Here is a 25,904-nt window from a genome sequence, read left to right on the forward strand (position 1 = left end):
GACTTTGCAAATAAATAACACCTACTATAATACAGATATAAGTAATGCGTTTACTAAAACAATTATCAGTAGTCTCACTCCTGTTATTGGGAACCTCGCACACTCTCTTTGGGCAAGGTCTCTTCTCTGGGGGTGATGGCTCTAAATCGAATCCCTACCAAATTGCTACGGAGCAGGACCTCCGTACGTTAGCTGATCAGGTTGATAAATCCAATAGCTTTGCCGGGAAATATCTCAAGCAGACAGCAGATATTACTTTCTCTGAGGGTACTCCTGTATTGCCCATTGGAGGACCTCTTATTGAAGATTTCCATCGAGATGAGAATCGTTGCTTCCAAGGAGAGTATGATGGGGGCATGCACAAGATCTACAATCTCTACATTTATGATAAGCAACAGCTAGAAGTAGAAGGAGATGAGGCTCATATGGCCGTAGGCCTTTTTGGGGTTCTCGGTCCCCGAGCTACCGTTAAGAATGTAGTTATTGCCTCTGGGCATATCTATGGATTTGCATCTGTAGGTGCCATTGCAGGGCGTATCTCCGAAGGGTGTACGATCACTCGTTGTAAGGTAGGGCCTGACGTGCGAATCTCTTGCTGGAGTAGTGGTGGAGGTATAGCCGGCTCCTCTTTGGGAAAAAACATGAAGATTACCGAGTGCGTTAACTATGCCAATGTCGCTGTTTATGGTCAGGGTATACACAAGACCGCAGGGGGGATCATTGCTTCTTCGCCCAATACTACTATAATAGGTTGTGCCAACTTTGGAGACATCTGGGCAAAGGATGGATTTGCTGGAGGTATCATTGGATACATGCCTCAGTCTACTCAAGACTTTATTTTTGATTATCCGGAGCTTAAGAGTTGTATGAATGCGGGAGACGTCTCCTCAATGGGTACGAACTCCGCGGGCTTGATCGGGGTTGTTGCTTACAACCTAACGGATGATAATGGTCCTATTGCTCATCAGTTGATCTCAAACTCCTATAGCTATGGTCAGACAATGGCCTCTTATACTCGATGTTTTGGACCTATCTGTGCTTTCCATACAGGGAATAGATTCCCACTCACTGTGAAAAAGACCTTCTATAACAAGGATCGCTACATCGTGAAGTCTGATGGCTCTGCCGATGCTCAGTTAGGGTATTCACTGGGAGAGGCTAAGACACATGCCGAGTGTACTTCGCCCGAGTTCATCACAACTCTTAACGATGGAGGAGTATCCCTCTTTGAGGCTGACAAATATCACATCAATGGAACAATGCCCATTCTCAAGTGGATCAACGAAACCTATGATCCCGAGATCGATAAGCCTAATCAGTATCGTACAGATCGTAAGTCTTCGGTCTACAAGCGACGTGCAGGTTCTTTCTTCCCTCCCAACCGTACGGGAGACTTCTTGATCTACGACATGAGTCTTCTTATGCCTAATATCCAAGCAAAGTCTTTCGGATGTAATATCGACAGGGGCTTTATAGATCGTGTATTACCGATTAAGGGTGGTGGCAATTACACATTCTTCATGTCCAGTTCGGCCTTCCGTCGTCAAATCAAGGAGGATGGTATGTATGTGAATGAACGTCCCAATAAGCCTGCAGATCACTGGCTCATTACTCCTTCCTTTAAGGTAGAGGAGGGTACTCCTTGGTTCCACTGGGTTGCTGCGTCAGAGGATGCCAAAATGCCTGCTTCTTACGCTCTTTATATTGTTGCAGATGCTGAGGCAACAACTCCTGAGAAATTCCTTGCAACTGAGCCTATCTACCAAGTTGAGGCGGAGCAGGAGATTCTAGATATGAAGGAAACTATTGACGATGAGGAGCGTTTTTATTGTGTTTTACATGCCCACAAGGTAGACCTCTCAAAGTATGTAGGTAAGGAGGTTCGTCTCGCATTTAGAGATCGCTCTGTAGATCAATTCCACCTCCTGATAGGACAGATGAAGATGGGGCAAGCCAATGCTGTAGAGTCAGTAACTAGCAATACCGCTACGGATATAGCGGTTGCGGATCAGACGATCACGGCAACCCATCCTGATAGCCAATTAGTCCTTTATAGCTTGGAGGGAATCCGGCTTGTACAAGCACAAGACCAGCTCGTCTATAGAGGTTATCCGGGTGTCTACGTGCTAGTAGTGTCAGATGCTGCAGGAGAGATAGAGCGGCATAAAGTTATCCTCTATTAGACCTTTAATTCATAAAGACCGATTACGATGCTAGAGAAAAAGCTTCTCTTCTTGTAGTCGGTCTTACTATATCATATTCACTTAATGTTAGTAAGGATCTATGAAAAGAACGATTACACTTATGTCTGTTGTCCTATCGATGACAACAGTAGCGTCGCTCTCGGCTCAGAAACTTCAGAGCCGAAAAGCTAATCTTAATCTTCGCGATACGGGGGTGGAGATTAGAGTCGTAAATGAACCATCGGTTCTTCGGGAAGGCTCTCATCCCTCGGAATCTATGGGCAAGTTAACCCTCTTCCACCGAGAGGACTTCTCGCTAATGACTGCCGGTACAGAGGCCGAACCGGACACTGTCGGTACCATCTGTGCTCCTGATGGGACCTATAAGTATCGCATATGGCAAAATATAGACCCTAAGTATACCCATTGGCGTGGTTGGGGTGGATCTTTCAAGGATCTTACCTTTGAAGAGTGTAAGGGCAAGGGTTATACCCACGCTGCCGGAGGTACTATCCACCTAGGGAGTAAGGAGGGTGCAAAACTTAATACGCCACCTCTAGATCTTAAGAATGTAATTCTCCACGAGGAGGAGCCCAATAGTGATAATATCATTGTTCTACGCTTTAGGGCTAAGGTGACGCAGGAGATTGATCCAGAGCTTTGTGCTGTACGGCTATTTGTAGAAGCAGCCGAGACCTCTTGGTATTGCGATAGTGATTTCCCAACTTATAAAGGTTCGTGGGATGTTCTACGTAAGCTTACTCCTGAGATCACTACGCTTTCGAAAGAATGGAATACGTATGAAATGACTTTTGCCGGTGCCGGACACAGCACCATTGTCAACATGGGCTTTATGGTAATGCCTAAGAGTAGAGAAATTGCTGAGACAGGAGATTTCCATTTTGATATTCTCTTCGACGATGTTGAGATTTTCAAAATGAAGCCCAATCTACCTATTCCAAAGGTTACTCCTCACACCAGCTTCACGGGTGATAGCTTTGTTGCCAATTGGGAAGCCGTTGAAGGAGCTGATCGCTATTTCATTGATGTCTACTGTATGCAACCCGATCCAATGTACCCTCCCAATCCTATGGGGCAGCAACCTATGGTACGTAAGGATGTGATCGTAGGACAAGAGGTGAAAGGCACTAGCTACAAGGTAACGGGTGTTGAGCCTCAGTACACTTACTACTATAACGTACGCGCAGCAAAGGGAACAAAAGAGTCTTACCACTCTGTTGATCAGGCTGTAAATGGCATTGCTAAACCTGAACTCAAGGATGTGTCTGAACTCACAGCAGGACGCTATGTTGCATCTTGGTCTGGGGTACCCTCCGCAGGTCGCTATACTTATATGGCTTATCATGATAGACGAGTATACCAAGACGCCGAGATTACAATTATTGATGAGGACTTCACCGGTGTTAAGGATCTTGAGGGCAATTCTACCGGATGGTCAGTAGACAATCATCCCTCGGGTAGCTATAGTAGAGCATTCCCGAAAGACCTCCATATGCCGGGATGGGAGATGTACTCTTACTCTCCCTGTACGGACTATGTCGGCTTTGATGGCTGGCAGTACATCAACCATGGAGTTAGTGCTTCTATGCAGTCTCCTGAGTTAGATCTCTCACATGGAGGTGGCGTGGTGAATGTCTCTATGAGTCTCTATAGTGCCTATGCCAAGCAAAGTAACCAATTCCCACAAGCTGCTCTTGCCCTCTTCAACTACAACGAAGAGACAGAGCGTTATGAGCAGGCAGATCTTGTATATCCCGCTGAGGAGAATGAGATGCCCATTATCAATCGTTGGCAAGATTATCGAGTACAACTTAAGAATGGTAGCAAGCGTTCTATCATTGCTCTCTTCGCAGTCAAAGGGCCCGAGTATCTTTTTGTGGATAACTTCAAGGTAACACAAAACTTTAAGAAGGGAGAGTCTTACCTTGCACCATACTTTGGTGAGCCTCTTTTCGATGGTACTTCGATTGATGTGACTGTACCCGAGGATGTACAGGGTGATGCTCTCTATCACCGAGTTAAGGCTGTTAAGGCTACTGAAAGAGATCTTATCGTGAGTGACTTCTCAAAAATGGGATTGGTACGCAATGTTACTGCAAATACTCCACTTGTTCTTACGGAGCCTACAGCTCGTTTGGCTAATGGAGTCCTCTCCATTTCCAATCCTAATGGGGATGCCGTTTACGTCTATGACGTAATGGGACAAATTGTGTACAGAAATGAACTTGGTGATCGTGAAATAGAAGTAGCTCTTCCCGGCGAGGATGCCTACATCGTACGTATCGGTCATGTAGTCAGCAAGGTTATCTAATATTAGAGCCTAGTACGAATTTCAATTTTGTGGGGGTCGGACTTGTCCGACCCTCACTTGTATTATACCCCCTCTTTGTGGAGACTGTAATTCTTTTTCAGGATCCTATACCGCTTCTGAGGTGCCGAAAATCATTTTCCATACTTGGAAAATGATTTATGACGTGCTGAAAAGTAAATCCTGACGTGTCGAAATTTCGGGTGGGGACGGAAGATTTATAATCTCTTACTAGACGGATCGTTATTTTAGTAAGGAGAAATCTGTAAAATTCAGGTTTAGATTCGGGAAAAGAGATGGGAGGATGAAGCCCCCCTGCTTAGCGGATTTGGCTATTGGGGAGCAGCTGCTGTAGATGCTTGGCTAGGGCCTCCATTTGCCATCTTGGAGTGGAGGTTGCCCCGCAGATACCGATACTTTCGTCTTCTCCGGATGGTAGCATATCGGGGGTTAGTTCCTCGGGGGAGCCGAGAAAAAAGGTCTGAGGATTGGTTGAGCGACACTTCTCAAATAGCACCTTCCCATTCGAGCTCTTCTTGCCCGCAATGAAGAAAATGCGATCGTGACACAGGGCAAACTCTTGGATGTGTGGGATGCGGAGGGCTACTTGTCGGCAGATGGTGTCGGCGAAGGTAAAGGCTACGCCCGGGTGCATTCGCTCCTTAATTTTCTCTACAATTTCTCCAAAGGTCTCGAGAGACATTGTCGTTTGGGATATAAGGGAGATGGGGCGAGAGAAGTCGAGTTGCTCAATCTCTTCAGGCTCTTGTATCACGATGGCTTCTCCATTGGTTTGCCCTACTAGTCCATTGACTTCGGCGTGTCCTCTCTTGCCAAATATGACAATCTGGGTGTGCTGTGCTGCTCCCTCTTGATAGTATTTGCGGATTCGCTTTTGCAGCTGGAGCACTACGGGGCAGGTCGCATCTACAATTGTGATTCCTCGCTCTCGGGCGGCTTGATATACGGCAGGTGGCTCCCCATGTGCCCGAAAGAGTACACGTTTGCCACGGAGAGCATTGAATTGCTCGTAATCGATGGTGGCAAGCCCCATACTCTCGAGCCTATCGACTTCATTTTTGTTGTGTACAATATCCCCCAAGCAATAGAGGAGTTCTCCCTCAGGAGCTGAGGCCATCTCTCGCTCGGCTTTCTTGATGGCATGAACGACACCGTTGCAGAAACCCGACCGATGATCTATTTCGATGGTGATCATTTTGAGGCAGAGCACTGGGCAATGGTCTCTCTAGCCCACGAGAGAGCAACTGCATCTTGCTGATCTAGGGTGAGCTCTGAGTTGTCGAGCACTCGGGCATCTTCGGCTTGGCGTAGCGGAGAAACGGCACGAGTAGAGTCGATGTGATCTCGCTCTTTTAGGTTGGTGAGGACCTCCTCAAGGGTAGAGGTCGTGTCCCCTTTGCTTCGTAGTTCGTCAAAACGACGCTGGGCACGTACCTCGGGGCGAGCAGTGACAAATATCTTAAGTTCGGCAAACGGAAAAACGGTGGTGCCGATATCTCGCCCATCCATTACAATTCCTTTCTCTCTTCCTAGGGCTTGCTGCTGTAGGGTTAATGCTGAGCGCACGAAGGGAAGTGCGGCAATGGGGCTAACATGATTGGATACCTCCATCGTGCGGATAGCTTCTTCTACATCCTCGTCGTTGAGTAGTGTACGTAGTTGTCCTTGGCTGTCTCGCTTAAAACTTACCTTGAGTTGAGGCATGTCCTTAGCTAGGCGCTCTTGATCCACTTCCCCCTGGTTCCACATCCCGTGTCGTAGAGAGTAGAGTGTAACAGCGCGATACATGGCTCCACTATCAATATAGATGTATCCCAGAGACTTAGCTAGGGCTTTCGCCATTGTACTCTTGCCACAGGAGCTATAGCCGTCAATGGCAATCGTGATCTTCCTATCCGTCATATGAAGAGAGACTTATATGAATTATCCTGATTAGAAAACATACTGATCGCTACCAAAGTTCGTGCAAAACGTAACCATGAGGCTAAGAGAAGACGGATGGTAGCGCGAAGCTGCGATCCCTAGGCGAAATGCGCGATGGTTGAAGCCAACTCCAAGAGAAAACCCTGAGAGGAGATTGCCATTCTGTACCTTGAGATCTTGAGCAACTCTAGGGTTGTAGCCTAGACCAATCCACAGTTTATCGTCCATAAGGTACTCGGCTCCCAGTGTGAAATGACGAACGAGGCGAGTCATAAACTTTTGGGAGGTGCTGAGCGAAGAGCGGAGGATGACAGGATTAAGTCCATAGGCTGTAGCATGGATGCGAAAAGGGGCATGTAGAAAGCGTTGGGAGAAACCGAGCCTGAGATCCCAAGCCGGAGGAGTCTTTCTCTCACTGTATCCTTTGATTGTTGCTCCGGCATTCGTGATTGCAGCACCCAAAGAGAGACCTTTCTCTCCATCGTAATAGCTCACTCCGGCATCTACCGCAACACCAAAACTATTGCAGCGTTCGATATTGCCGTATAGCATCTTAAGGGCAACTCCTCCTCGTAGCTTATCAGTTAGTTCATAACTGAATACCCCTTGCAGAGCAACGTCTGTAGCGGAGAAGGTAGAGCCTTGTATGTTGTTTTTGTCGTAGCTTGTAAGTTTCCCATAGTTCAGAGCTCTCACGCCCACAGCCCACGCACCGCGCTCACCCACGGGGAGCCCATACATAGCGTTGGCGCCATGTGCCCCCGACATGTAGTTGAGGTAGGAGAGAAATAGGCGCCCTGCGGCTTCTTCTCCGTATAGAGCCGGGTTGTCAAAAGCTTGCCCATCCATCCCATCTACATAGGTGAGGGCTAGCCCGCCAATAGCCATTGTTTGGGCTGATGTTGGAATATTGAGGAACGTAAAAGACTGTTCCCTCTCTTGAGCTTTAGCGCGCGAAGTTGGGAGTAAAAGTACGAGCAATACTGCCCAAAGAAGAGGGGTAGAAAAGATCTTTTCCACCGAGAGATGTGCCATGAGAGGGGAGAGAGGATTGTTTCTTTCCATATATCCTACTAACGTGTTATGCATTCTCTGTAGTATATTCCGCCTAGAGGTTTAGTGATGATGCAACCCTCCGAGAGCCGCGCCCCATTGGTAGTGAACGAAGATTACAATCAACGCATTGAGGGCAAAAAGCACGACTCCTTGCGCCGTTCGTACTAGTACCTTATTGAGCTGCGCTCCCTCTGTATGGAGCATTGTACGTTGTAGGTGCATCATTTGGGCAAGATAAATCCCCGAAGATAGCATCCCTATAATAGAATAAAAGGGGAATAGGAGAAGTACGGATAAGAGTAGGTTGGCAAGGTAGAGCTTGGGGGCAAGAGACTTTCCAAAGCGTACGAAAAGGGTGCGCTTCCCCGAGAGGGCGTCTTCTGCCACATCGCGATAATTATTGACAACGAGTATATTGCAGCTGGCAAACCCCATGGCAGAGGCAAGTGCTATAGCTTCCCAGGAGAGTGTCCCACTCTGGATGTAGTAAGTACCCCCACCGGCTACCAATCCGTAAAAGAGAAACACCATAACTTCTCCCAAACCATGATAGGCAAAAGGGAAGGGGCCTCCCGTATAGGCAATGGCTCCTAGGATAACGAGTGCCCCCACAATGGAAAGCCAAGGGAAGGTAAGTAGGATTAAGGCAATGCCCGTAAGAGCGGTTGCAACGATGCTGATAATAAGTAGACATTTGACCTCCCGATAGCTAACCTTACCAAGGGAAAGAGGTCGCTCAAAGCCTTTTCTATCCTTTCCGTCCGCTCCCTTTTTGAAATCAAATAGATCGTTTGCAATGTTGCTTACGATTTGAGCTAATACCCCCACTAGCACGGTGAGAATGGCGGTTGTAGGGCAAAAGAACCCATCTAAGGCTGCAAGAGCAAGAGCCGTAACGACGGGGGCAACGGAGGCGGGTAGGGTATGAGGACGGACGAGGTGTAGGACTTGTCGTAGTGTCATGCAGGAGTAGTAGACGCTAGGCTGCTTAGCCAATTTCGGGAGACTGTAGATTGATATTGGCAAACAGATGATCGGAGAGCGCAATCATAGCACGCTTTTTGTCTACAGAGCCCACTACAAGTACAAGGCTGTAATTACTGCTTCCGTAGGAGATCATACGAATGGGAATATCATCAATGGCATCTAGGATGCGGGACTCGAAGCCCATGCGATCCCAGCCCATATCCCCCACAACAGCAACGATTGTCATATCCCTTTGGTAGAGAACAGAACCCCATTCCTCGGCTTCTTCTGCAAAAAGGGCAACCTCGGGAGCCTCCTCTACGGCGATGAGATAGCTATCCCCCATCGTTGTCAGGAGGTCTACACACAGGTTATGTTTTGCAATCAATTGGGTAATAGCAATAATATAATCGGATAGAGGAGACCCACTCTTAATATGAGGGTGGCGGCGTAGAGTGAGAAGGGAAATCCCGTCTTTGGCGGATACAGCTTTGACCATATCGCGACTGGTCTCACACGAAATGAGGGTACCGGGAGCCTGTGGGTCGAGTGTATTGAGTAGGCGTATTGGGATATTGGCACGACGAGCCGGCTCTATACAAGTGGGGTGGAGTATTTTGGAGCCAAAGTGTGCTAGCTCCGCAGCTTCGCCAAAGTGGAGACGGCGTACAGGGCTAGTTACGTTTACAACCCGAGGGTCGTTATTATGGAGCCCATCTATATCTGTCCAAATCTCTATCGTTTTAGCATGAGCTGCCTCTCCTACAAGGGTAGCTGTATAGTCACTTCCTCCACGGCGTAGATTGTCTATTTCGCCGAAGGCATTGATGCAGATATACCCTTCTGTCAAGAAGAGAGCATTGGGGTCGGGCGCTGCTGTAAGTAAGGGGGTTAGATGTTTTTCTATGTGTTGTGGCTCGGGCTCTCCATTGTGGTTGATACGCATAAAGGAGAGAGCATCAAGGTGTACGGCATTTAGATTTTCATACTCGCGCAGAGTAAATGCCATAAGGGTGGTACTGATGATTTCCCCCCGAGAGAGAATACGCTTTTCGTCGTTCTGAGTAAAAGCCTCGTTGTGCGTTTGGCTCTGTAATTCTGCGAAAATGGGAGCTAAGGCTTGCCATACTTCTTTACGGAGGGCGGGTGTTTCAAAGAGCTCCTCTATCACAGAATGATAGCGAGCCTCTAGGGCAGCAACAGCCTCCTCGGCCTCTTGCCACTGGGCATTGATAATCCGCTGTGCTAGCTGAACGAGAGCGTCCGTGGTTCCGGACATTGCTGATAATATCACGATTTTGCGCCCTGCAATAGCAGAGACCAAGTGTGCCACTGCCCGTATACGTTGTGCACTACCTACCGAAGTACCGCCAAACTTGAGTACAATCATAGGGTATCGTAGAGATTAAGATAACTAGAAAGAGCCTTTTGGATAGAACCGAATTAGGCCTCTGTAGGCTCCATCCCCTCGGGGAAAGAGAGCTGTAAAGAGCGAGAAGTAGCGTCTATGGTGTAGGTGGGCGCGGGGAGTTCTCGCATGAGTTCGTGGTTGTGTGTTGCCATGAGCACAGCCGTTCCCTCCTTAGATATTTGTTGCACAAGTTGTCCGATGGATAGAGCGGTTTGGGGGTCTAGTCCTGCTGTAGGTTCATCCATCAAGATAAGCTCGGGCTTGACAATGAGTGCGCGTGCAATGCAAATACGCTCGGCTTCCCCTCCCGAGAGTTCGTGGGGCATCTTGTAACCTTTACCCTGCATCCCAACTTTGTCGAGAACCTCTTCTATGCGCTGCTGGCGTTCGAGACGAGGGTATTTCCCGGTAGCACGAAGTACGAAGTCGAGGTTGGCTGCTACTGTACGATCGTAAAGTAATTGATCCGAAGACTGGAATACAATACCCATCCGACGGCGAAGAGCCTGGCGAGCATTGCGCTTGAGGTGAGCTAGATTATAGCCCAAGACATAAGCTTTCCCTTGGGTGTGGGGAAGCTCTCCGTAGAGAAGCTCTAAGAGAGAACTCTTACCTCCCCCCACAGGTCCCGATAGGTAAGCAAATTCGTTATGCGCCAGACGTATCGTAACATTGTGTATAAGTTGATTTTCTGCGCGAGCCACCTGTACCCCTTCTAGATGCACGGTGTACTCTGTAGAAGCAGATTTCTTTGTCATAGTGTTCTCTCTTTGTATGGTTGCTATTTTGTGGAAATCAAACGAAAGGTCTCTTTGTAGGTTAGTCTTGCTCTAGAAACCTAACGTACTCACTGCAATTGGCTGCCAATTTTTCTATTGTTGCCGGATTGTAAGAGTCGTATAGGGCATGAAACCCAATATATTTAGCCCGAACAAAAGCTGCAATCCCGTCAAAAATCTGCATATAATGAGCCAAGGAATGACATTGTATTCCTCCTTCGGAAAATTCTTCTTTCTTCCCTCCACAGGAGACTGCTACTGCTAGCTCTTTTCCCTCCATCTTATCACCGCCTTCGCCATATGCCCAGCCGTAAGTAATAACTTCGTCGAGCCATTTTTTTAGTAGGTAGGGTGCTGCGTACCAATAGAGTGGGAATTGAAAAACAATGCGGTCATGAGCTTCGATGAGAGCTTGCTCGGCGGCGATATCAAAAGAGGCTCCATTGGGATAAGCATCGTAGAGAAAATGAAGCGTAGCATGCCCACAAGCAGCTTCGCTCCAAGCCTTATTTATAGTTGAGGTGGAGAGTGTGGGGTGAACCACTATTACGAGAGTCTTTTTCATTGCCAAATGCCGTTTTTATAAATATCAAAGGGGAAATACCCATTGAGATACCCCAATACGTATTCCCCCGCAAAGTTACAAACTATTTTCTCTACAGGCGAGATGCTTTAGAAGCAATAGCCAAGTCCGATATGAACGGTAGAGTTCTTCAGTGACAACCCCTTTAGCTCATTTGCAATTCCTGACGGATCTGTTTGGGCTACATTGAGGAAGCCAAAGTCTGCCCCTATGGTGCCATAAATGCTGCCAAGATATAGCATAGCAGAAGCTCCCCACCCAAGATCGAAGCGGTTGGGCTTATCAAGCCCAAAGACCCCTTCCTTGAATATATTGAAGCTCTTTACTGCTTCTGTAATCCTGGATTTTGTTTTTTGCGTACCTCCTAGAGCTACAGCAAAATAAGGCCCAGTTTGTACTGCGAAACGAATGCTGGGAGTGAGAGATAGGCCATATCCTACATTAATGGGGACCTGTAGATAGTGCATTGTAATCTCATTCAGGGCTTCTTTGCTGACTTTCAAAGTTTTCCCATCCAGGTAAGAATGATCCTTGCTCCCTTTCATTTCGAAGGATAATCCTGTACTTGCATAAAGGCCCTTAGTAAGACTTATATCTGCCAATGCTCCTACATGATATCCTACTTTTGTGCCTGCACTGTGGACTTTAGTACCATGTTCGGCGAGTGAAGAAAATGAAAATACAGGCCCTGCTTCTACACGAAGATTGAACATTTGTGCGGACGCTGTTGCTGTGCAGATGAGAGCAACAGCAAGAGAAACCAATAAATTTTTTATGATGTCTTACAGATTAAATTTCTTATAGCCTTGTCCTTTTACAACTATCAATTATAGCCCATAGGCAGCTTTGATAACGTCGTACTTATCTCCCATTTTGAGATTGTAGTACACTTGAGCAAGTATGTAGTAGCACTGATCCGGATTCTTCTCGTATACCTTTTCTAAGTAGGGTAGCGCTTTTTGGAAGAGTTCGGTAATCTTCTTGTCGGTAGCTGCATCGTACTTGTCGCTCGACTTAAGAGTTACAGCTTTGTTGTAATACACGCGTCCCATGTTGAAGTTCGACTCCGTGAATTCAGGGTCAATAGCGAGAGCCTTTCCATACCACTCAAGACTCTTGTCTTCGTCGGTTGTCTCATAGAGTTTCCCCATTACGTCATAGAGTTGAGCGTTGTTAGGAGCCTTTTCGATGGCAGAGGCTAAAAGAGAAATAGCTTCCTCTGTGCGTCCCATCTGTATGAGGGTATTGATAAGATTGACTGAGTAGTACGATTCGTTAGGATACAAGGCAAGCCCTTCTTGCATTGTTGCAATGTATTTTGCCGTATCAGCACTCTCAAGATAGGTTTGAGAGAGGATCTGTATAAGATCATTACGACGGTATTCTACATTTTTGATTTCCTCCGCAAGCTTGATGGTAAGTTGCTTATCCCCTGTTTGATAAGCATTGATCACAGAGAAGAAATCCACCATCATGGAGTTGGAGTCTACAGCTGCTATCGGAGTATTTACAAACATAGGAAGCTTCTTTATTTGCTTGAATGCTGAGAACGCACGGAGAGCTTCTTTGTAATTTTGCTTCTCCATGTAGTACCCCCCTGCATTGATGAAATAGAGAAGGTTATTGGCAAAAGCGTCCTTAATCTTCTTACCATATTTCCCAGGTGCTGTACTACCACCATTGGCGGCAGTCTCCATATCAATGGTACCCATGTAGTAGCCAAACATATCTAGAAGGGCCTTATTCATCTGAGCACGATCGGGCTCTACTCCCTCTAGTTGCTTTACATTTTCGTTTGTAAAGTTGCTCTCTTCTACATACCCTGCAATGTACATTGTTTTGGGGTCGCCCTTTGTTTCCTCGTTTTCGAGAGCCGCTTTGATAAGAGCACGAGCTTCGTTGTAATCTCCTTTTTTATCGGCAATCTTCTCAGCTCCCTTTACATTAGCCTTTTGTGCCATGGCAAACCCACTAGTCATGAGGGCTGTCAATACAATAGACATTACTTTCTTCGTTGTCTTCATTGCGAATAGTTTTTTATAGTTTATACGCTTTACACTGACCTTAGTGAGTAAGGATCCTACGAGATAGGAGAGGTTCGATAGGTTCCTCTTCCCTCTATGGTAAGTTCTTTTTGTTCTGTTATTCTGTTTTATCCTCTTCTGTTTCTGATGTTTGTTCTTGGAGGTCGTCCTCTATCTCCTCGTAATCATTAGAATCTATTTCGGAGGTGAGGTTTACTTCTTCACCGGAAGCTCCTTCCTTTAGTAGGGCTTTTTCTGCTTCAGCTTCTTCGCTGGCAACAATACATACAGAGGCAATTTCGTCTCCTCGGCTTGATAGGTTGATGAGCTTAACCCCTTGGGTAGCACGTCCTATCACGTTGATGGAAGACATAGGCATGCGTATAGCCACTCCACTACGATTGATGATCATTAGGTCGAGTTCGTCTGTTACGGAGCGGAAGTCCACGAGGGATCCTGTCTTCTCTGTGATCTGCATAGTCTTCACCCCCTTACCGCCGCGATTGGTGATGCGGTAGCTATCGAGGGTCGTGCGTTTGCCATAACCGCACTCACTTACTACCAAGATAGTCTCTTTTTCGGGGTCTTTGAGTGCTACCATTCCTACGATGGCGTCTTCTCCTCCTTCGTCTAAGATCATCCCACGTACTCCGGTGGTAACGCGCCCCATTGAGCGTACTTTACTTTCGGGGAATCGGATAGCACGCCCTCCCTTGTTGGCAAGAAGTATCTCAGTCTTACCATTGGTGAGGCGAACGCTTACTACGCTATCGCCTTCGTTTAGTTTGATGGCGAATACACCCTTGCTTCGGGGGTTAGAATAAGCCTCTAGCGGAGTTTTCTTGATCATCCCCTGCTGGGTCGCAAACACGAGGTAGTGCGAAGCCACAAACTCGGGGTCCTTCTGGAGTTTCTTGATGCGGATGCAGGCCGTAATGCGGTCGTCCGCCTCTATGTTGAGGATGTTTTGGATTGCTCGTCCTTTGGTGCTTTTTGCTCCTTCCGGAATCTTGTAGACGGGCAACCAGAAGCACCTACCCTTGGTCGTGAAGAGTAGTAGAGTGGCATGCATAGAGGCAGAGTAAATGTACTCAATGAAGTCCTCTTCGCGCGTTGTCGAACCCTTTGATCCGACCCCGCCACGTGCTTGGCTACGGAAGTCACTTAGGGGAGTACGCTTGATGTATCCTAGGTGTGAGATGGTTATGATCATCTCATCATCTGCATAGAAATCTTCGGGATTGAATTCCTCGCTAGAGAAGACAATCTCAGTACGACGGGGGTCGCCAAACTTCTCTTTAACCTCTAGTAGTTCGTCTTTCACCACCTGCATAAGCAGATTGTCATCGGCAAGAAGACCTTCGAGGTACTGGATCGTTTTCATGAGTTCGTCAAACTCTGCGCGGAGTTTGTCGCTCTCAAGTCCCGTAAGAGCACGCAGACGCATGTCTACAATGGCTCTAGCTTGTAGCTCCGATAGCTCGAAACGCTCACGAAGTCGCTCTTGAGCCTCCTGAGCATTCTCGGAAGAGCGTATGATGTGGATAACCTCATCAATGTTGTCTACCGCAATGAGCAACCCCTCTAGGATATGTGCACGCTCTCGTGCTTTTCGGAGGTCGAAGATACTACGGCGACGCACTACGTCATGCCTGTGATCTACAAATTCTCCGATGAGTTGCTTCAGATTGAGTAGGCAGGGGCGCCCTTTTACGAGCGCAATGTTATTTACATTAAAATAGCTTTGTAGGGGAGTGAGCTTGAAAAGATGGTTGAGCACCACCGAAGCGTTGGCATCGCGCTTTACTTCTATTACGATGCGCATACCGCCCTTACCGCTTGATTCGTCACTAATATTGGAGATCCCTTCGATACGACGCTCATTAACTAATTGAGCAATATCGCTTACAAGTTGGGCTTTATTTACTTGATAGGGAATCTCTGTTACAATGATATTTTCACGACCATTGCTATCGGTCTCTATCTCTGTGCGAGCTCTTAGTACGATACGTCCTCTACCTGTCTCAAAAGCCTCTTTTACTCCGGCATAGCCATAGATAAACCCTCCTGTGGGGAAGTCTGGGGCCTTGATGTAACGCATAAGATCAGCTACCTCTAGAGCACCTCCTGCATCAATGTAAGCAACGCACCCATCAATACACTCCCTCAGGTTGTGGGGAGCCATATTGGTAGCCATCCCTACAGCAATCCCCGAAGCCCCATTGACAAGTAGGTTGGGGAAACGCGTTGGGAGTACTGTTGGTTCTTGAGTAGTATCGTCAAAGTTATTTTGGAAGTCGACGGTTTCCTTATCAATATCACGCAGCATTTCCCCGGCAAGTTCTGTAAGGCGAGCCTCCGTATAACGCATTGCAGCGGGCGAGTCTCCGTCTACCGACCCAAAGTTCCCCTGGCCATCTACCAACGTGTATCGGAGGTTCCAAGGCTGGGCCAAACGTACCAAGGTCATGTACACGGCACTATCACCGTGGGGGTGGTACTTTGCAAGTACCTCACCAACCGCCTTGGCAGACTTACGTGTGGGCTGAGAGTATACGTTGCCCATCTCATTCATCGCGTAGAGTACGCGCCTATGTACAGGCTTAAATCCGTCGCGAACATCAGGTAGAGCACGGGACACAATTACCGACATTGAGTAGTCAATGTAGGCTGTTTTCATCTCGGTCTCTATGTCGATCTTTATTATTCGATCTTCTATATCTTCCATATCTATAGTGCTCTAGGTTGCAATTCTCCTTAGTCTCTTCCCTTAGAGAAGGGTAGGAGTTGTATCCTAAATTTGTACGCTAATTTTCTTTCCAATGTAGGGTGCTTTTGCTTCCCCTTTTCAGTCTATTTTTATTTCGTTTTCACCCAGTTCCCTAAGGGAGTTTTGGGTGCATTTTTTTCTTTTTCTACGTGCTTTTCCCGCTCGGAGTAGCAGCCTATACCGATCCCAAAGGTACAATAATTTTTGCTTTTACATTCCCTTTCTCCTTGTAGACTGAAGGGAGAAGCTACGATAGATTCTCAGGGGGAGTATGAGGGGCAGATCGAAATGAGGATAGACCTAGCTCGGAGAGCCTTTTCAAAAACTTATTTGGGGAGAAAAACAGAAGGGGCTACTATCCTCGGGAAAGAATAGTAGCCCACCTCAAATCAAGTGAAGGTGTGTGTCTTATCTTTTAGATCGTTTTTAGAATAAGTAAGAAACCCCGATTGATAACTCAATAGGCGATGTGGGGCACATCATGGTATAGTAGGTTAGTCTGCTGCTAAAATTGTGGTCGCCATCCAGAGAGGGCAACTCCCTATCGCCTTCGAGGTTATTGAGGCGGAGTGTCCCTTCTGAGAATATGTGGAGTCTCCCTGCTTTGTCAATAGCGATTTGGAATCCGGTTCCTATCCCGGCTCCTACGAATAGAGCGGTACTTTTACTTTTCTCTTGATCGTAAGGAGTCTTTGTTGCTAGCCTATAGTAGCAACCTATTTGTGCTTTTAGTGAGATGTATGCAGCAAAAGAACGAGTAATGTCTCCCAGCCTATAGTAATAGCGGAGAGAAGGGACTGCCATTATGGAATAGGGGGCTCCATTCCAGGCACCAAAAGCAACTTCTCCTCCAACAAAAACGCGATCACGCACATTATTCATATAGCCAACTTGAGCTCCATAGAGGAGAGAAAAAGGCTTGAAGTACCACATGTTGTTGTGAGTGCGGAGGGAAGACGATACCTCCGGAGTAGTAGAAACTACCGGTGTGTTTTCACTCGTTTGAGCTTGTAGAGGCTTAATTGAAAAAGCTAGGAGTGTGAGAGAACCCAATAGAAAGTTGCGTAGAAGATTTGTTCTCATAAGCATATAAAATCAGTTTAGTAGTTTAATTGGATACCTGCAGATATTGCAAAGGTTAGGGGATGCTGCTTGTAGAATGTTTGTAGACGACTTTGGTCATCGAAGTAATAAGCCATTCCTGTTTCTACAAACAGACCCAAGTTGGGTACAATATCGTAGGATAGCCCCATCTTCCCCTGTAGTGAGATTTGCCATGGGTTTTCTCCAAGGTTTTCTCCCATCAAGGTGCTACTTATTGCTTTATCCAAACGCCCCGAGGCTCCTACATAGGCGCGGAAATCTTGATTTTTGTAGAATGCAAAATTAAATCCAATGGGGATACCGAGGTAGTGGATTTGCTGCATTGCCCTATGCCCCATGGATTTGTAGTTGTTTAGATCACTGCGCAAAAAGGTATAGACCAGCCCTGTCTCTAGAGAGAAATGACGACCTAGACCGAAACTTACTTTAGCTCCCAAGTTGAATGGGAGTTTGTGTGTAAAAGAGGCTGATTCATAGGCAAAAGCCGACCCTGGGATGGATATGGGTTGATTGAGAGTACGCGACATAAGCTGAGACTCACTACCCGCCGGGGATGACATGTCGCCATGTCTTTTTGAAGCCGCCACATTGCTTACAAATAGTCCCGCTCTTATTTGAGAGCTGGTGCGTGGGTTGGCATCAGCTATCAATTCTCGTCGGGGATTTCTATCCTCAGGAGCTTCCGGACCTATAAATGTATTTCTAGGAGCCTTCTCAGTCGGGAGAGTCTCCTCTTGAGGCAGGGACTCCTCGCTTTGAGTTGCCTGAGGTTGTGTCTCTACAAAAGGCTGTTCTACCATCTCTTTTTTTGCTATAGGAGAGGGTTGGGGAGATACCGGAGAGGAGGGGATTTCCTCTATCGTTTCCGGAGCTAAAGGAACCAAGGGCTCTACAATTTCGTTCTGTGCAATTGCGGGCGTTGGGCTTTCTTGGGGCATATTGGGCTTCTTAAGCATCACCCAAGTAAGCCCGGCAATCCCTACTACCAGGGTGGCGGCAGCTACTGCACCATAACCCTTATAGCGAAGTATCTTAGCCCCTTGCTGCAACAGAGCTACGGAGGCGGCTACTCCAGACCACTTTTTGAACCTAAGGAGTCTGCCCCCCTTGTGTGCTGCGAGGGGCGTAGACGCTTTGGGCAAACTCGCTTCGAGCTTGCTCCATTCAGCATCAAGATCGAAGGGTAGACTCTCCTTTTGAGGAGCATCTGCCACCTTTTTCTTGAGAGCTTGGAGCCAAGGCTCTAGCGGTTTCTGTGGTGTGTTGTTGTTCATTCTATCGAGTTCTTATCTCTTTAGCTCTTCTCTCTTTGGGAGAAGGAGGTGTGGTGTGTTGTTTAGTTGTTGCACTGCCAAGAGGTTATTTTCTGCGCTAATAGCTTCTTAGCACGTGCTAATTGGGAGGAGGAGGAGCGCTCATTAATGTTGAGCAACTGGGCTATCTCTCGGTGGGACTTTTCCTCAAAAACGTAGAGATTGAAGACGGTACGATAGCCATCGGGGAGCTCGCGTATAAAGCCTTGTAGCACCTCTTCGCTGATACTCTCTATTGTTTCTTCTTGTGGGGTATCGTAGGGTATCTCTTGATTTGCATCCAGTTCCTCATCAAGGGAGTGTATGGTAATGCGTTGCTTTTGCCTGAGCCACATGAGGCTGTCGTTGAGGCAGATGCGTGAGAGCCAGGCCTTTAGAGAACCTTCTCCTCGGTATTCGAACTTTTCTATCTTCTGATAAATAGAAAGAAAAGCATCGTGCATCAGATCTTTTGCAATTTCTAAGTCTCCTACATACCGCTGTATTAGGTGTAGCAAGAATGGTGCATAGTTATGGTAAAGCTCTCGGTATGCTTCCCGATTACCAGCCTTACAGCCATCGCACAATTCCTGCTCTGTCATTACCTCCAGTCTACTTCTACAAGTGGTCCGCTGCGAAAGTAGAAAATATTTTTCTTGTTTTCGTCACCCAACCAGGCTTCATATACAGATTCTTTCTTCTCGTTGAGGTAGCAGTTGAGCAAGATTGTATGTTCTTTACCACGATAGCTAACAACGATTTCTGCATTGTGTATATCATCCTCGGGTCGGAAAGGACCAAAAGCTAAATAGGGAGATTTGAAATGATTTTGGTGGGCGAGGAGGAAACGACTGTTGCCTGTTGTGAGCCCTAGTCCTTCTATTTTATTCCCTTCTAAGAGGGGGTAAGTTTTGCCACGGAAAGTAATCTTGTAGAACGAATATTCCTTTCTAGGAATAGAGAGATCATTTGTTAGATTGTCTTTGTAAAGGCAGCTATCCGGCAAGCGCGGGTGGATATATAAGGTGACAGGGGCTGCTTTTGCATTCTTCGATACACGGAAAGCGGCTCCATTGTTTTGAGGGTGAATGATTACGTTGTTCAGTTCTTTGGTTTGAGGTTCCAGCTCATCGTCAATCCAAACCGAACTGTTGAATCTATTCCCTTTGAGGGTGTGGATAAAGGAGATGCGGCGACGTTCCCCGCCGGGGAGGTTAAGGTACAATACTTGTAGATCCTTATAGTTAGGTTGGAACTCCCCAAAGCTAAGAACGTAACGACCCGAGTTTTGGCGTAAAAAGAAGTCTCTGTATCCCTCTATCATTGCACGCAAGCCTCTATTGATACGATCGTGAAGGGGATAGTTTTTACCATCGTAATCAATGGAGATAGAGTCGAGTAGGGCGAGCCCCTCGTCAGTTGTTGGGTCGATCAGCGATTGCCCTTTATCATCAACAAGAGCAATCTCAAGATTTTCGTTACGATAATCCCAAATGAGGCCTTCGTGAGGACCCAGGGAACAACCGCTAATCGTGACCACAAACAGGAGTAAGAACAAAAACTTAGTATGGCGCAGTGTGTGTTGGTGTGTTGGGCGCATTCCGGAGTGTTGGTGTGTTGGGCTCGTTGGATTCATTACTTCGTCTTTGCTTCGCTCCCTCGCGAACTTCTATTTTGTTTGCCTTAGCTTTTTCTTTCTGTTTCTTGTTGTTTAGAAACTCCTTCCTCGGACTCTTCCTGTTTGGAGAGGCTTCTATAGAGTAAATGCACGAAACCCCTAAATACTGCACGAGGCTGAGAAAAATATTTTCTCAACCTCGCTATCTGTCTAAAAATGAGTAGAATAAATTTTATCTATTCGAGTCTATTCCCTCTAGTAACTTGTCGAATACTTCCCCTCGGGTGATTACGCCATTCTGTACAGCAACTGTTTCTATTTCCCCTTGGGCGCTCACTGTCCCATCGGGGAATAGGATGTATTGGTCGAAGATGAGTTTAGCTCCTTTTTTGTAGCAATTGAGCGCGCTTTTAAAGTAATCTCCGCTGCGAAGCGACTTCTTATAGGTAATGGATACCTTATACACAAAAGCATCGATACCCACATCGTGCATTGCACTAAAGTTTTCCCCCAGCGACTCCAGAAACTCGTGACGGGTATGCTCCATGTAGTGTTGGTAGTTAGCATTGTTTACAACGCCCTGCAAATCGCACTCGTAGTCGCGTACTTTTAGATCAATTGAGAAGAGGTAATTCTGGTCTTTCATCTCTCTATTAGTAGGTTTAATGGTTTATATTTATTTGTTTGGTGTTTCTGTTCCAAAGGATTCTTGCCGCTCTGTCCGCTCCTCGAAGAGGTATACACGATCTCCGGGGCGCACCTTAGAGGGAACAGGGATAGATACCCGTGTACCTTGTTCCCCTCGCTCTACGGGCTGTAGATCGAAGCGAATTTCTTGCAAAGTGATGCGTGCCAGGCCGGTTGTTGGTCCCGTGATTAGGATTTCATCCCCTACAGCCAAACTGCCTGCCTCTAGGCTTAGCTCTGCTACTCCTAGTTTGCTAAAGTAGTTGGTCACTTTGGCTTTGTATATCTTTTGTTTGGTAGCGGCTGAGCCATAAATAGGCGTCCATTCTCCAAGACGTTGCCCCAAATAGTATCCATCCCAAAAGCCCCGATTGAAGACAGTGGATAGCCGAGCATCCCACTCCGCAATGCGCTCGGGAGTATAGGAGCCTTCGCAGATTGCCTCTATCGCTTCTCGGTAGCACCGTACTACGGTATCTACGTATTCCGGCCCTCGTGCTCGCCCCTCGATCTTGAAGACGCGTACTCCGGCATCTATCATCTTGTTTAGGAAATGAATAGTCTTGAGGTCTTTGGGTGACATGATATTGGCGTTCTCCACCTCTAGTTCTACGTCGCTCGTCTTGTCATATACGCGATAAGCTCGTCTGCAAATCTGTCCACACGATCCTCGATTGGCACTCTTATTCAGCTCGTGCAAACTTAAATAGCATTTGCCTGATACAGCCATACAGAGGGCTCCGTGAGCGAACATCTCAATGCGGATCGCCTCGCCTTTGGGGCCTGTAATTGGTTCTGTTTCTATCGCCTGATGTATGGCGTTCACTTGCTCCATGTTGAGTTCTCTGGCAAGTACCACTACATCGGCGAATTGGGCATAGAAGCGCAGGGCTTCTGTATTGGATATATTAAGTTGTGTAGAGAGGTGTACCTCTACTCCTACTTTGCGTGCATAGGTCATAGCCGCAACATCGGAGGCAATGATAGCCGATACGCCGGCTGCCGCTGCATCGTCAATGAGTTGCCGCATATAGGTCATATCACCATCATAAATGATGGTATTGACGGTTAGGTAGCTCTTTACCCCGGCTTTGCGACAGATCTCAGTGATCTTATAAAGGTCTTCTCTCGTAAAGTTATAGGCACTTTTGGAGCGCATATTAAGCCCTTCAATGCCAAAATAAATGCTATCAGCTCCGGCGTTGATGGCTGCCATTAAGGATTCGTATGAACCTGCCGGAGCCATTATCTCTAGAGAATGTAGCTCTGTTTTTGCTGCAATTTCGATCTCTTTCATGCTACAAAGGTAGTATATGGCTCACAAAAAATAGTTATTTTGCCATATAGGCGTAACTCTTATAATGACGTATACACTACGCTTCCTCTTGAGAATTTCCTTTGAAGCGTTCTCTTTGAGGTAAGTTATCCCCAAGGAGCAAAAATGCAAGATACTTATTCAGTCGAATCGCTTTAGTAACAAATAAGGAGGCGCCGATCACGAAGAGGGCATTGAGGGTTGCTAGTGTTGTTTCGACAAGGAATATTCGGTTGGGGTTCCCAATTTGATCTAGAAATTCTTTGACCATGGGAAGCTCAGGAAGGAGGAAATAGTGTATGAGGTAGATAGGAAGAGAGTTCTTACCTAAGTAGATGAATAGATGAGAAATGGTTTTCTTTCCATCTCTGAAGTGTAGCCGTGTCACTACATTGTAGAGGATAATTAAGCCCGAAATGGTTATGACATAGTCGTATCTCCAGCGATCGTAGGCAATCTTATCGTAGAAAAACAGGAAAAACAGACAAGCTGCAATCGCCACAAGTATGGGGGACTTGAGTAAAGAGATGTACTTTTCTTTTTTAGATAGTAAGTACCCTATGAAGAAATAGGGAAGCAAGTCATCGACTTTAGAAAAGCTAATCATTTTGTAGATTCTTTCGTGGCTCGTGAGTAGACTGGGAGCTATAAAGAGACGGACAAGTAGGATGATTGCAATCATCCAGAAAAGCTCTAGGAACAAATTTTCTCCCTTTCGAGAGAAAAAGGGTAGCTTAATAGTCAAATGGATCAGAACCTTGAAGAGAAGAAAGAACAAGAATGTTTGGAATAGGGCCAGCGTAAACCAATACCCTGCATGCATCGTACTAGGTACAATGGACTCTAGGTAATATACTCGAGCCGCTTCGACATTCGCATTCATGCATAAGGCATACAAGGCGGGTATGATAAGGAGCGGTAGGAGTAATTTTTGTGCTTTGGATTTGATGTATTTAGGAATCCATGTTAAGTTCGCAGTGCTGGGGTTTTTACATCCTGACAGATACCCCGATATAACAAAGAATAGGGGCATGTGTATACTCGCTAGGGCTATGAATGCTATCGCGCTTTCATGTTCGATGAAAGAAAAGTAGAAAGAGTGTCCTACGACGACAAGAAGTATAGCTACCCCTTTGAGAAGATCAACATTGCGATTGTACGTTGTAGACATGGTATTTTTACTTGAGTGAAAAGCTAATTTACATAGGACTTTTGATGCTCCTCTATAATTTGGGAGGGATGAATTCCCAAGAATACTGCGATTTGTATGGCAACCAATAGAGGGGTGAGGGTGCGTTATTTTTCCCTGCTCCCTTTAGAGGCTTTTGAGAGATTGATTGCTTATACAATAAGTAGCAAAAGAATTTGTGCCGTGATGATCCGTAGAAACATAGAGAGAGGGTAGACCGTAGCATAGCTTACATTGTGGCTATCATCGTGTACTTTGTCTGTAAGATAATCTAGAGCCATGGGGTTGGCCATACTCCCACACAGCATCCCGCAAGTAGCTCCATAGGAGCGACGGGAAAACTTCATAGCAATCCAGCCGACGATCAATATGGGTAGAATGGTGATAACTGCCCCTATCAGCACCCACTGCCAGCCGTTGCCATGTACAATGGTATCGAAGAAATTCGCTCCACTTGCCAGCCCTAGGCAACCTAGATACATCACGATACCAAGTTGGCGTAGTAGCAAACTTGCACTATTGGTTATGTAGGTCGAGAGTCGGAAGCGAGGCCCGTATGCTCCCATTAGAATTCCTATGACAATAGGGCCTCCGGCCAATCCTAGTTTTATGGGCATGGAGATACCTGGGATAAATATAGGAATTGATCCAACGACGCACCCTAGTACCAATCCTACAAATAGGCTAATCAGATTGGGGACATCGAGTACGCCTACTTCATCTCCAATCTTCTCTTTGGCATTGGCAATAGCATTGGCTTCTCCTACCACAATGAGTCGGTCGCCTAGCTGAAGGCGCAGAGAGGGTGAGGCAAATAGCTCAATACCGGATCGATAGATGCGCGTTATGTTAATGTCGTAGAGATTACGGAGCTTGAGAGAGCCTAGCTTTTCTCCATTAAGATCGGGGCGCGTAACGATGAGTCTTTTGGAGACGAGTTGTTTGTCTACGGCGTTCCAATCAATGTCTTCTCGGTTCCAGTCCTTCGAAGCCTTAGTGCCAAAAAGCATTTCTATCGTTCGAACATCCTCTTTATGCGAAGCAACAAGCAGGTGATCCCCTTCCGTAATAATGGTTTGAGAGGTGGGTAAAACAACGGCTCCGTTATGCCAAATGCGAGAAATAACGAACTTAGCATCCACATCGTGTGCAATAGCTGCAATAGTGCGTCCTAGGATGGCAGGGTTATTGGCAATAAACTCATTGATAAACGTATTGTGCTGGATGGCGGAAGAGCCTTTCTCTTCTCCTTTTTTGCGAAGAGCTCCGAGGATCACCATCCCAAGGATCATCCCTACAACTCCCAAAGGGTAAGCTACAGCACATGCCAGCGCCATATTCGATTGAGCATCTGTAGAGCTGGGATCAATGCCGGCAAGTGTGCTTTGTGCCGCTGCCAATACCGGCGTGTTGGTTACTGCCCCAGACATAATACCAATTACTTCTGTTATGGGAATGCCGACTACTGCATAAATGCCCCAACAGAGCACAAGGGTAATGCCAATTAGTAGTACCGAGAGAAGATTATCTGTAATGCCTCCCTTTTTGAGCGAGGGGAAAAACGAGGGGCCAACTTGTACACCCAGCGAATAGATAAAGAGTACCAATCCAAAGTTTTGTGCAAAAGTGAGCATTGTGGGATCTACTCGCAACCCAAAATGCGCAGCAAGGATCCCCACGAAGAATACAAAGGTGATCCCGAGGGATATCTTGCCCATCTTTATTTTTGCCAGCATCAGCCCTACGGCACAAACAAGGCAAATGGCAATAATGGTTTGTATGTCGGACGGTGTCCAAAACACCTCTTTAATCCATTCAATCATAGCCCAAAAAGGAAAGTCTTTTGCCCAAGCCCTCAATATAGGAAGAGGACGTTTCGCTTATAAAACAAATAAAAGAACCGACCTCCAGACCCTTGTTTGTACAGGGTTTAGAGGTCGGTAATGTTGTGCAAATATCATATCGCTAAGGGTACTGCTAACCTTTGTCTGTGCAACTTTCGACTATAGTGCGCGACTATAGAGTGCCTGAGAGTAAGGCCTACCCCCTCCCTAGAGGAGCGAGAGCGATACTTATATTCTAGCCTATGCTTCTGTAGTAGCCTCTGGAGCTTCTGTAACTTCGGGAGCTGCTTCTACAGCAGGAGTTTCTTCTATGATCTCCTCCTTCTTGATTTCTAGTTCCTGATAGTTTTCAGAAAGAACCTCAAAAGGAATGCTTACTTGCACTTCTTTGTGGAGACGGAGTTGGCACTCGTAGTTCCCAACTTCCTTCACGGGGTTCTTTAGATAGATGCTCTTACGATCGATCTCAAAGCCCTTTTCTTGGAGAGCTTCCGCGAGTTGGATGCTAGTAACACTACCAAAAATAACACCAAACTTAGATGTTTTAGCTTTGAGCGAGAGAGTAACACCCTCTAGTTTAGCAGCAAGATCTTCAGCAGCTTTCTTGATGGCTGCAAGCTTGTGCTGACGTTGGCGGAGGCTTTCGGCAAGCACCTTCTTTGCAGATTCGCTAGCTATAACAGCCATGCCACGAGGGATCAGATAGTTGCGACCATATCCGTCGCGAACGGTTACAATATCGTCCTTATACCCAAGGTTGAGGACGTCTTCCTTTAATATAACTTGCATATGTTTCTATCTCCTCTCTTT

21 protein-coding genes are annotated in these 25,904 nt (G+C 46.6%); 2 read left to right on the forward strand and 19 right to left on the reverse strand.

Annotated features, from left to right (window positions below; genetic code table 11):
- Positions 1-44 precede the first annotated feature (44 nt).
- Both ACTTHR_RS00180 and ACTTHR_RS00185 read left to right on the forward strand, forming a co-directional pair.
- Positions 45-2,183 (forward strand): hypothetical protein, encoded by a 2,139-nt coding sequence (locus ACTTHR_RS00180; protein WP_442604752.1) that lies wholly within the window; start codon positions 45-47, stop codon positions 2,181-2,183.
- A 100-nt stretch (positions 2,184-2,283) separates the two neighbouring features.
- The gene (locus ACTTHR_RS00185) at positions 2,284-4,515 is read left to right on the forward strand and encodes a hypothetical protein (protein ID WP_442604753.1); all 2,232 of its coding nucleotides are present in this window, start codon (positions 2,284-2,286) and stop codon (positions 4,513-4,515) included.
- Between the two features lie 316 nt (positions 4,516-4,831).
- Here the strand turns inward: ACTTHR_RS00185 and ACTTHR_RS00190 are convergent, their stop codons facing one another.
- The 19 genes from ACTTHR_RS00190 to rplI form a co-directional block, all read right to left on the reverse strand.
- Positions 4,832-5,728, reverse strand: a complete 897-nt coding sequence (locus ACTTHR_RS00190) for a 4-hydroxy-3-methylbut-2-enyl diphosphate reductase (RefSeq protein ID WP_442604754.1) — start codon at positions 5,726-5,728, stop codon at positions 4,832-4,834.
- On the reverse strand, positions 5,725-6,435 hold the full coding sequence (gene cmk / locus ACTTHR_RS00195) for a (d)CMP kinase (RefSeq protein ID WP_442604755.1): 711 nt from the start codon (positions 6,433-6,435) through the stop codon (positions 5,725-5,727). Before cmk ends, ACTTHR_RS00190 begins: the two co-directional genes overlap by 4 nt.
- A 30-nt stretch (positions 6,436-6,465) precedes the next feature.
- Positions 6,466-7,521, reverse strand: coding sequence for a type IX secretion system protein PorQ (porQ, locus tag ACTTHR_RS00200; protein ID WP_442604756.1), 1,056 nt, complete (start codon positions 7,519-7,521; stop codon positions 6,466-6,468).
- Positions 7,522-7,572: 51 nt separating this feature from the next.
- Positions 7,573-8,475: a 1,4-dihydroxy-2-naphthoate octaprenyltransferase gene (menA, locus tag ACTTHR_RS00205; protein ID WP_442604757.1), complete on the reverse strand. Its 903-nt coding sequence runs from the start codon at positions 8,473-8,475 to the stop codon at positions 7,573-7,575.
- Positions 8,476-8,500: 25 nt separating this feature from the next.
- Complete coding sequence (locus ACTTHR_RS00210) at positions 8,501-9,868, reverse strand: aspartate kinase (RefSeq protein WP_442604758.1); 1,368 nt, start codon at positions 9,866-9,868, stop codon at positions 8,501-8,503.
- Between the two features lie 53 nt (positions 9,869-9,921).
- Positions 9,922-10,647, reverse strand: coding sequence for a cell division ATP-binding protein FtsE (locus ACTTHR_RS00215; RefSeq protein ID WP_304285821.1), 726 nt, complete (start codon positions 10,645-10,647; stop codon positions 9,922-9,924).
- 61 nt (positions 10,648-10,708) lie between these two features.
- Positions 10,709-11,233 carry an NAD(P)H-dependent oxidoreductase gene (locus ACTTHR_RS00220; protein WP_304285820.1) on the reverse strand — a complete coding sequence of 175 codons (525 nt, stop codon included), beginning with the start codon at positions 11,231-11,233 and terminating at the stop codon, positions 10,709-10,711.
- A gap of 107 nt (positions 11,234-11,340) precedes the next feature.
- Positions 11,341-12,015, reverse strand: a complete 675-nt coding sequence (locus ACTTHR_RS00225) for a porin family protein (RefSeq protein ID WP_304285819.1) — start codon at positions 12,013-12,015, stop codon at positions 11,341-11,343.
- A 63-nt stretch (positions 12,016-12,078) separates the two neighbouring features.
- The gene (locus ACTTHR_RS00230) at positions 12,079-13,275 is read right to left on the reverse strand and encodes a tetratricopeptide repeat protein (protein WP_442604761.1); all 1,197 of its coding nucleotides are present in this window, start codon (positions 13,273-13,275) and stop codon (positions 12,079-12,081) included.
- Positions 13,276-13,393: 118 nt separating this feature from the next.
- Complete coding sequence (gyrA, locus tag ACTTHR_RS00235) at positions 13,394-16,003, reverse strand: DNA gyrase subunit A (protein ID WP_442604763.1); 2,610 nt, start codon at positions 16,001-16,003, stop codon at positions 13,394-13,396.
- A gap of 468 nt (positions 16,004-16,471) precedes the next feature.
- Complete coding sequence (locus ACTTHR_RS00240) at positions 16,472-17,128, reverse strand: hypothetical protein (protein WP_442604765.1); 657 nt, start codon at positions 17,126-17,128, stop codon at positions 16,472-16,474.
- A gap of 17 nt (positions 17,129-17,145) precedes the next feature.
- Positions 17,146-18,423 (reverse strand): hypothetical protein, encoded by a 1,278-nt coding sequence (locus ACTTHR_RS00245; RefSeq protein ID WP_442604766.1) that lies wholly within the window; start codon positions 18,421-18,423, stop codon positions 17,146-17,148.
- A 62-nt stretch (positions 18,424-18,485) separates the two neighbouring features.
- Positions 18,486-19,043, reverse strand: a complete 558-nt coding sequence (locus tag ACTTHR_RS00250; protein WP_442604767.1) for an RNA polymerase sigma factor — start codon at positions 19,041-19,043, stop codon at positions 18,486-18,488.
- The gene (locus tag ACTTHR_RS00255; RefSeq protein ID WP_442604768.1) at positions 19,043-20,077 is read right to left on the reverse strand and encodes a hypothetical protein; all 1,035 of its coding nucleotides are present in this window, start codon (positions 20,075-20,077) and stop codon (positions 19,043-19,045) included. The genes ACTTHR_RS00250 and ACTTHR_RS00255 overlap by 1 nt, the downstream gene beginning before the upstream one ends.
- A 214-nt stretch (positions 20,078-20,291) precedes the next feature.
- Positions 20,292-20,705, reverse strand: coding sequence for an acyl-CoA thioesterase (locus ACTTHR_RS00260; RefSeq protein WP_314812541.1), 414 nt, complete (start codon positions 20,703-20,705; stop codon positions 20,292-20,294).
- 30 nt (positions 20,706-20,735) lie between these two features.
- Positions 20,736-22,043, reverse strand: coding sequence for a peptidase U32 family protein (locus ACTTHR_RS00265; RefSeq protein WP_442604769.1), 1,308 nt, complete (start codon positions 22,041-22,043; stop codon positions 20,736-20,738).
- 76 nt (positions 22,044-22,119) lie between these two features.
- The gene (locus ACTTHR_RS00270; RefSeq protein ID WP_442604770.1) at positions 22,120-23,232 is read right to left on the reverse strand and encodes an acyltransferase family protein; all 1,113 of its coding nucleotides are present in this window, start codon (positions 23,230-23,232) and stop codon (positions 22,120-22,122) included.
- Between the two features lie 170 nt (positions 23,233-23,402).
- Positions 23,403-25,073 (reverse strand): putative transporter, encoded by a 1,671-nt coding sequence (locus ACTTHR_RS00275; protein ID WP_442604771.1) that lies wholly within the window; start codon positions 25,071-25,073, stop codon positions 23,403-23,405.
- A 261-nt stretch (positions 25,074-25,334) separates the two neighbouring features.
- Positions 25,335-25,883, reverse strand: a complete 549-nt coding sequence (gene rplI, locus ACTTHR_RS00280) for a 50S ribosomal protein L9 (protein WP_442604772.1) — start codon at positions 25,881-25,883, stop codon at positions 25,335-25,337.
- Between the last annotated feature and the right edge of the window lie 21 nt (positions 25,884-25,904).

This window comes from Porphyromonas endodontalis (assembly GCF_052173515.1).
GTDB lineage: Bacteria > Bacteroidota > Bacteroidia > Bacteroidales > Porphyromonadaceae > Porphyromonas > Porphyromonas endodontalis_A.

What these genes read in the sequence shown, in the direction of transcription:
- ACTTHR_RS00190 (WP_442604754.1), bottom strand. Translation starts at nt 5,728, where the DNA reads ATGATCACCATCGAAATAGATCATCGGTCGGGTTTCTGCAACGGTGTC.
- cmk (WP_442604755.1), bottom strand. Translation starts at nt 6,435, where the DNA reads ATGACGGATAGGAAGATCACGATTGCCATTGACGGCTATAGCTCCTGT.
- ACTTHR_RS00215 (WP_304285821.1), bottom strand. Translation starts at nt 10,647, where the DNA reads ATGACAAAGAAATCTGCTTCTACAGAGTACACCGTGCATCTAGAAGGG.
- ACTTHR_RS00220 (WP_304285820.1), bottom strand. Translation starts at nt 11,233, where the DNA reads ATGAAAAAGACTCTCGTAATAGTGGTTCACCCCACACTCTCCACCTCA.
- ACTTHR_RS00230 (WP_442604761.1), bottom strand. Translation starts at nt 13,275, where the DNA reads ATGAAGACAACGAAGAAAGTAATGTCTATTGTATTGACAGCCCTCATG.
- gyrA (WP_442604763.1), bottom strand. Translation starts at nt 16,003, where the DNA reads ATGGAAGATATAGAAGATCGAATAATAAAGATCGACATAGAGACCGAG.
- menA (WP_442604757.1), bottom strand. Translation starts at nt 8,475, where the DNA reads ATGACACTACGACAAGTCCTACACCTCGTCCGTCCTCATACCCTACCC.
- ACTTHR_RS00210 (WP_442604758.1), bottom strand. Translation starts at nt 9,868, where the DNA reads ATGATTGTACTCAAGTTTGGCGGTACTTCGGTAGGTAGTGCACAACGT.
- ACTTHR_RS00255 (WP_442604768.1), bottom strand. Translation starts at nt 20,077, where the DNA reads ATGAATCCAACGAGCCCAACACACCAACACTCCGGAATGCGCCCAACA.
- rplI (WP_442604772.1), bottom strand. Translation starts at nt 25,883, where the DNA reads ATGCAAGTTATATTAAAGGAAGACGTCCTCAACCTTGGGTATAAGGAC.
- ACTTHR_RS00275 (WP_442604771.1), bottom strand. Translation starts at nt 25,073, where the DNA reads ATGATTGAATGGATTAAAGAGGTGTTTTGGACACCGTCCGACATACAA.
- ACTTHR_RS00245 (WP_442604766.1), bottom strand. Translation starts at nt 18,423, where the DNA reads ATGAACAACAACACACCACAGAAACCGCTAGAGCCTTGGCTCCAAGCT.
- porQ (WP_442604756.1), bottom strand. Translation starts at nt 7,521, where the DNA reads ATGGAAAGAAACAATCCTCTCTCCCCTCTCATGGCACATCTCTCGGTG.
- ACTTHR_RS00250 (WP_442604767.1), bottom strand. Translation starts at nt 19,043, where the DNA reads ATGACAGAGCAGGAATTGTGCGATGGCTGTAAGGCTGGTAATCGGGAA.
- ACTTHR_RS00180 (WP_442604752.1), top strand. Translation starts at nt 45, where the DNA reads ATGCGTTTACTAAAACAATTATCAGTAGTCTCACTCCTGTTATTGGGA.
- ACTTHR_RS00185 (WP_442604753.1), top strand. Translation starts at nt 2,284, where the DNA reads ATGAAAAGAACGATTACACTTATGTCTGTTGTCCTATCGATGACAACA.
- ACTTHR_RS00240 (WP_442604765.1), bottom strand. Translation starts at nt 17,128, where the DNA reads ATGAGAACAAATCTTCTACGCAACTTTCTATTGGGTTCTCTCACACTC.
- ACTTHR_RS00260 (WP_314812541.1), bottom strand. Translation starts at nt 20,705, where the DNA reads ATGAAAGACCAGAATTACCTCTTCTCAATTGATCTAAAAGTACGCGAC.
- ACTTHR_RS00265 (WP_442604769.1), bottom strand. Translation starts at nt 22,043, where the DNA reads ATGAAAGAGATCGAAATTGCAGCAAAAACAGAGCTACATTCTCTAGAG.
- ACTTHR_RS00270 (WP_442604770.1), bottom strand. Translation starts at nt 23,232, where the DNA reads ATGTCTACAACGTACAATCGCAATGTTGATCTTCTCAAAGGGGTAGCT.